The 5,218-nt window shown below is 60.6% G+C and carries 5 protein-coding genes; 1 reads left to right on the top strand and 4 read right to left on the bottom strand.

Annotation, left to right across the window (positions count from 1 at the left end; genetic code table 11):
* Positions 1–131: 131 nt before the first annotated feature.
* Both lpxC and NW819_RS10250 read right to left on the bottom strand, forming a co-directional pair.
* Positions 132–1,013: a UDP-3-O-acyl-N-acetylglucosamine deacetylase gene (gene lpxC, locus NW819_RS10255; protein ID WP_414413679.1), complete on the bottom strand. Its 882-nt coding sequence runs from the start codon at positions 1,011–1,013 to the stop codon at positions 132–134.
* Between the two features lie 14 nt (positions 1,014–1,027).
* A complete protein-coding gene (locus NW819_RS10250) occupies positions 1,028–1,615 on the bottom strand; it encodes a hypothetical protein (protein ID WP_414413678.1) in 588 nt (195 codons plus the stop codon).
* Here NW819_RS10250 and NW819_RS10245 point away from each other — a divergent pair.
* Positions 1,614–2,513, top strand: a complete 900-nt coding sequence (locus tag NW819_RS10245; protein ID WP_414413677.1) for an RNA methyltransferase — start codon at positions 1,614–1,616, stop codon at positions 2,511–2,513. The two genes, NW819_RS10250 and NW819_RS10245, sit on opposite strands and share 2 nt — an antisense overlap.
* Before the next feature lie 140 nt (positions 2,514–2,653).
* Here NW819_RS10245 and NW819_RS10240 read toward each other — a convergent pair whose 3' ends face one another.
* Both NW819_RS10240 and dnaK read right to left on the bottom strand, forming a co-directional pair.
* Positions 2,654–3,613, bottom strand: a complete 960-nt coding sequence (locus NW819_RS10240) for a DnaJ C-terminal domain-containing protein (protein WP_414413676.1) — start codon at positions 3,611–3,613, stop codon at positions 2,654–2,656.
* Positions 3,614–3,821: 208 nt separating this feature from the next.
* Positions 3,822–5,218 (bottom strand): molecular chaperone DnaK (gene dnaK / locus NW819_RS10235; RefSeq protein ID WP_414413675.1); only part of this gene is annotated, 1,397 nt, incomplete at its 5' end.

The following is a 5,218-nucleotide window of genomic DNA, read 5'->3' as shown; positions in this document are numbered from 1 at the left end:
GCAGGCCAGAACTCAGCCAAAAGAGCACCCAGGGATCTACGGAGAAGAGATCAAGAGATTCCAATAGAGCGGATCCCCTTGAAGAAAAGTGCTCGGCACCGCTGTCGCACCTGAGGATGGCAGGGTTGTGGCTACGCAACCGGATCTCTTTCTCCCCCTTGCTCTTCATGGATCAGCAGGGATCCACTCTTGAGCAACTGCTCGGCCAAACGGTGGTGCAGGGCATGGCCCGCCTTGTAGGCCACAATGTGCCCCTGCAGTCGGCAGCCCAGGAGGCTGAGATCTCCTAGTAAATCTATCAGCTTATGGCGCACCGGCTCATCTGGGTAGCGCAATGGCCCCAACCACTCGGTTTGGCTACAGACAATGGCATTTTCCAGGCTGCCCCCCTGGATTAGCCCCCGTTCCCGGGCCAGCTCCACATCCTGCTGGCGGGCGAAGGTGCGGGCCGGCGCAATGGACTGGACAAAATCCGGCCTGTTCTCCCTCCAGCTCAGCCACTGTTCTCCAATGGGGCAATCGGCGAAATCGATGCCATAAGTAAAGCGGGCTGTGGGATGGGGGAGAGCGCTGACGAAAGCTTCCCCCGCCCAGGCAGTAACCGGCTCTTGGATCACCCCCAGCAGGGCCGGCTGATCTTGGGCTTGGATCCCGGCCTGGGCAATGGCCTCTACAAAGGGCAGGGCAGAGCCATCCAGAATCGGCAGCTCTGGCCCCTCCACCTCGATGCGGCAGTTGTCAATGCCCAGGACGTAGAGGGCGGCCAACAGGTGTTCCACCGTCTGCACTTGAACAGAGGGGGATCCCTGCTGCAACAGGGTGCAGAGATGGGCAGGGGCCAGGGATCCCAACCGAGCCGGGATCTCAGGGGATCCCGGTCGATCCACCCGCACAAAAACCCGACCGCTGCCGGCAGGAGCTGGATGCAGACTGCAGCGAATCGGCAGGCCGGTGTGCAGGCCAACGCCTTCTAGGGCAATAGAGCTGGCTAAGGTGTGTTGCCGGCCTCTCATCGTGCTCCGCAGCGCTAGTGCAAACGCTCTTGGCCCCGGTCGAAAACGCGGTAATACAGCTCCCGATAGCCCACGCGCAGGTTGCTGCTGGCATCTGCCAACTTGGCTTTGTGGCTGCGGGTGCCGTAGGCGCTGAACACCTCGTAGGTATCTCCCTCAAAGAAAAAGGAAGAGACATCGGACACCTCTTCGCCCCCCAGCAACTGCCAGCGCCCCTGGCGAAACTGCAGCCGGTAGTGGGCTTTATCCAAGCTGCCGGAAGGACGGTCGATCATGGCGTCGATGCTGCCCTCGTAGAACGGCTCGGCACCACCATTGGGGATGGATATGTCCACAGGCCACACGTCCACAGCGATATCTCGGTAGCGGCAGTTGGGCCGGTTGCACAGGCGAATCGAGCGCATGACCTCGGCAATGGCTTCCAGCCGCTGCCGCGCCTCGGCCAGAGAAAACCGCTCTGAGTCGCTATCGCGAACGAGCTGGGGCGATACCTGAGCCGGCCCTGCCAGCGATGAAGGGGCAGCCAGCGCCGGGGATCCCCAGCAGCATCCCACCAACACCAGACAAATCAAGCTCAGCCAACAACGGTATGCGGATCCCATGGATGCAATCTATGACAAAATCAAGCTCCTCTTCTCTACTCTAGGCACTCTGGGGGATCCCAACCTGATGCCGATATTACCCCACTCTGGCCCTGAACAACTGGCGCAGGTACGGCTTGTATTGGTGCAGCCGGCTGGGCCGCGCAACCTCGGCGCCATTGCCCGCGTGATGAAAAACATGGGCTTCAGGCAGTGGGTGCTGGTGGATCCCCAATGCGATCCCCTCGATATGGAAGCGATCACCACAGCCGTGCATGGGGCAGACCTGCTCCATCAAGCCCGGAAGGTGCAAACTTTGCCCGAAGCCCTGCAAGGGTGTGTGCAAGTTTTCGGGACAACGGGGCGCAGCCAAACCTACCCACCCGAATGGCAAATTCAGTCCCCCCGCCAAGCCTTTCCCGCTCTGCTGGCCGCCGGCCCTGCCGCCCTCGTGTTTGGCCCCGAAGATCGCGGCTTGAGCAACGAGGAGCTGGCCCTTTGCCATCGCCAGATCCAGATCCCCACCAATGCGACCTATCCCTCTTTAAACTTGGCCCAAGCCGTGGCCATTTGTTGCTATGAGCTGTACACCCTCGTCTGCCAGAGCCCTTCCCCTGCTCCTCCTATGCCCTCGCCTCAAAGGCTTGCCCCCTTCGAGCTGCTGGAGGGATTTTTCGACCACTTAGAAGCGCTGTTGCTGCAAATTGGCTACCTGCACCCCCACACAGCCCGCCGCAAAATGCTCAAGTTTCGCGCCCTGTTCCAGCGAGCCGGCCTGACCGTAGCCGAGGTGGCCTTGTTGCGCGGGATCCTGCGGCAACTGCAATGGAGCCAGGGATGCTCTCGTCAGGAACCTCTGGAAGCAAATGCAGCTCCCGTCCCGCCGACGCAACCAGATTCCAGCAGGACCCCATCTTGACCCCAAGGCTGGGCCTCCAGCCCCGCCCTACCGCTACCGGAAGCAAGCTAGAAGGGCGGCTTCCTGCTTTCAGGCGGCGCGGAGCGCTTGTCAAGAATCTTGAGGCTTTGGCCGTGGGAGAATATCGGAGAATATCAATGCTAGAGCTTAAGGGTGGCGCGGGGATCGTAGGATTGAACCCGCTGCAGCCTTTCGTAAAGTTCTCGCTCTTCTTCGGAGATCTGGGTGGGCAAATGGATCTGCACCACCACGTAAAAATCCCCCCGTTCTCCGTTGCCTTTGGGAAATCCCCTTTCCGCCAGCCGCAACTTTCGCCCCGGCTGCATGCCAGGTGGGATCCGCAGCTTCACCACCCCATCCAAGGTGGGCACTTCCACCTGGGCGCCCAAAACCGCTTCGCTGGGGCTGATGGGCAGATCGCAGTAAACGTCGAATCCCTCTAGGCGATAGAAGGGGTGGTCTTTCAGCTCAATTTTAAGGTACAGATCACCGGCACCGCCGTTGGGGTTGGGGTGGCCTTGGCCGCGCAGGCGAATCCGCTTCCCTGGCGTAATTCCCGGCGGGATGTTTACCTCGAGCACGCGATCCCCGCCCACCCGCAGGCGACGCTTGCCCCCCTCAAAAGCTTCTGGAATGCTGATCTGGATGGTGGCCTCAGCATCGTAACTGGTGTTGCCAGTGGATCCCGAAAATCCGCTGCTGCGGTCTGCGGTTTGGCTGCGCACCCGGCCCAGCAGTTGATCGATGAAGTCTTGAAAATCATCAAATTGGCTGAAATCGACGCCACTCCCCCCAAATCCGCTCCCCCCAAAGTCTTGGCTGAAGGGGCTGCTGCTGTAGGTGTAGGCATCGCGGCTGGAGCGAAACCCGCCCTGCTGATAGTATTGGCCAAATTGGTCGTATTGCCTGCGCTTGCTGGGATCCGAGAGAACTTCGTAGGCTTCGTTAATGTCTTTGAATTTCTCTTCAGCCGCTTTGTCGTTGGGGTTGACATCTGGGTGATACTTGCGGGCTAGGCGCCGATAGGCTTGTTTCACCTCATCGGCAGTGGCCGTTTTGCTGACCCCCAAAATCTTGTAGTAGTCCTTAAAGTTTTGCATGGAGGCGTCCGCAGGCAAATCGCTGAGAGTGGGCAGAAAACCACGAGGCTAGGCGTCCCCGGCAAGGGCTCCTTCCCTCCGACCTACTGAAGAAAATGAGGAGGCGGGCTAGACGCCATCGCCCATCCCGTCCCTCCTCATTATCGGCGCTACAAGTAAGGGCGGGATCCGCCCTGGGCCCGCGGCCCACGGAGGGATCCCTGAGCAGTCACTTGCTCTCGGTGAAGTCGGCATCGATCACATCATCGCTGCCGCCGGAGGTCTTCCCTGAGCCGGAAGCGGAGCTAGAGGAGGCCCCAGGCTGTTGATACAGCTCGCTGCTCATGGCGTAGAGAGCCTCTTGCAGCTCCCGCTCTTTGCTCTGGATGGCGCTGTCGTCCTCCCGCTGGATGGCCTCCCGCAGTTCTCGCACCAGAGTCTCGATTTGGCTGCGTTTGCTGGAGGAGATCTTGTCGCCCAACTCCTTCAACTGCCGCTCGGCTTGGTAGGCCAGCGAGTCGGCCTTGTTGCGGCGCTCGATTTTCTCCCGGCGGGCCCGGTCTTCGGCAGCGTATTTTTCTGCCTCAGCAATCATGCGCTCCACCTCTTTGCTATCCAAAGTAGAGGCGCCGGTGATGGAGATGCTCTGCTCTTTGCCGCTGCCTTTGTCTTTGGCCGTCACCTTCAGGATGCCGTTGGCGTCGATGTCGAAGGTGACCTCGATCTGCGGCACACCGCGGGGGGCCGGCGGGATCCCGTCCAGCTTGAAGCGGCCCAGAGATTTGTTGTCGCGGGCCAGCTCCCGCTCCCCTTGCACCACGTGGATTTCCACAGAGGTCTGCCCATCTTCGGCAGTGGAGAAGATCTCCGACTTGCGGGTGGGGATGGTGGTGTTGCGCGGGATCAGCTTGGTGGCCACGCCGCCCAAGGTTTCCACCCCCAAGGACAAGGGGGTGACATCCAGCAGCAGCACGTCTTTGACTTCGCCCGCCAGCACACCCGCTTGGATGGCCGCCCCAACCGCCACCACCTCATCGGGGTTGACACTTTGGTTGGGTTCTTTGCCCAGCAGCTCCCTCACCAGCCGCTGCACCGCCGGAATGCGGGTGGATCCCCCCACCAGCACCACTTCGTTGATGTCGGCTTTGGTGAGCTTGGCATCCCGCAGGGCTTGTTCCACCGGCCCCTTGCAGCGCTCCAGCAGGTCGGCACAGAGGTGTTCAAATTGAGCGCGGGAGAGCTTCAGCTCCAGGTGTTTGGGCCCATCGGCAGTGGCAGTGATGAAGGGCAGGTTGATGGTGGTTTCGGAAACGCTGGACAGCTCGATCTTGGCTTTTTCCGCAGCTTCCGTTAGCCGTTGCAGCGCCTGCCGGTCTTGCCGCAGGTCGATCCCTTCCATTTGCTTAAACTGCTCGGCCATCCAATCGACGATCTTCTTGTCGAAGTCGTCGCCCCCCAACTGCGTGTCGCCGCTGGTGGATTTCACCTCGAAAACGCCATCCCCCACTTCCAAGATGGACACATCGAAAGTGCCACCGCCCAGGTCGAAGACGAGGATGGTCTCGTTGTTGCGCTTGTCCAAGCCGTAGGCCAAAGAGGCTGCCGTCGGCTCGTTGATGATGCGCA

Source organism: Synechococcus sp. R8-2, assembly GCF_047461715.1.
Taxonomy (GTDB): Bacteria; Cyanobacteriota; Cyanobacteriia; order Thermostichales; family Thermostichaceae; genus Thermostichus.
This window is presented reverse-complemented; position numbering and strand designations above follow the sequence as displayed.

Excerpts from the sequence above, each read along its gene's own strand:
- lpxC (WP_414413679.1), bottom strand. The coding sequence starts at position 1,013 with ATGAGAGGCCGGCAACACACCTTAGCCAGCTCTATTGCCCTAGAAGGC.
- NW819_RS10245 (WP_414413677.1), top strand. The coding sequence starts at position 1,614 with ATGGATGCAATCTATGACAAAATCAAGCTCCTCTTCTCTACTCTAGGC.
- NW819_RS10250 (WP_414413678.1), bottom strand. The coding sequence starts at position 1,615 with ATGGGATCCGCATACCGTTGTTGGCTGAGCTTGATTTGTCTGGTGTTG.
- NW819_RS10240 (WP_414413676.1), bottom strand. The coding sequence starts at position 3,613 with ATGCAAAACTTTAAGGACTACTACAAGATTTTGGGGGTCAGCAAAACG.